This is a genomic window from Bacillus sp. LR--39 (assembly GCF_053613335.1).
Window position 1 is genome coordinate 1 of sequence record NZ_JBSIOT010000975.1, and the last position, 674, is coordinate 674.

Annotated in this window: 2 protein-coding genes; both read right to left on the minus strand. The window is 46.3% G+C overall.

Features of this window, described 5'->3' with window-relative positions; all coding sequences use genetic code 11:
* Window positions 1–348: NAD-dependent epimerase/dehydratase family protein (locus ACWHAR_RS27850; RefSeq protein ID WP_452088540.1), on the minus strand; the 348-nt coding region annotated here is incomplete at its 3' end.
* A gap of 76 nt (window positions 349–424) precedes the next feature.
* A partial coding sequence (locus ACWHAR_RS27855) for a cytochrome P450 (protein ID WP_452088541.1) occupies window positions 425–674 on the minus strand: 250 nt, incomplete at its 5' end.

Genomic DNA, 674 nt, shown 5'->3' on the forward strand with positions numbered 1-674 from the left:
TGTGACATGATTGCTGCTGGCGAACACGAGCTTTTGAATGCCGAGCTCCGCTGCCGCACGGCACAGATAATAGCTTGCCCTATAGAAAACATCCGTCATTTTTTCAAACTCAGCGATGTCCATAATATCGTATTTGATTTTAACAGCGAGTAAATTCAAGATGGCATCGGTATCTTTTGGAATCTTCTTCAACAGCTCCTCATAATTTGCCGCGTCAGCCTGAATGGAAGAGGCTTTGCCATCGAAATGATCTTTATCAAGCACTGTCACTTCATAGTCTGAAATAAGCCCTTCAGCAAGCAGTCTCCCAATCACACCATTTCCGCCGGCGATCAGCACTTTTTTCACGATGTTCACTCCCCTTTTTTATAGATTGCCCATTTTCGGCGGGGCTGACACTTTTTTGGCACTCATATTCTTAGGCTTATTCAAAAGTCACCGGCAGATCCTCAAGCGCCCGAAATCCAAAAAGCGGCCGATACCGCCATTCAAAATCCGCGAGCTTAAGGCTGGGCATCCGCTGCAGAAGAGTGTTAATCGCAATTTGCGCTTCTAATCGCGCCAGCGAGGACCCTAAACAAACATGATGGCCATGACCGAATGAAAGATGCTGATTAGGACTTCTCGTAATATCGAAGACATCCGGGTTCGTGAAAATGCTTGGGTCTCGATTA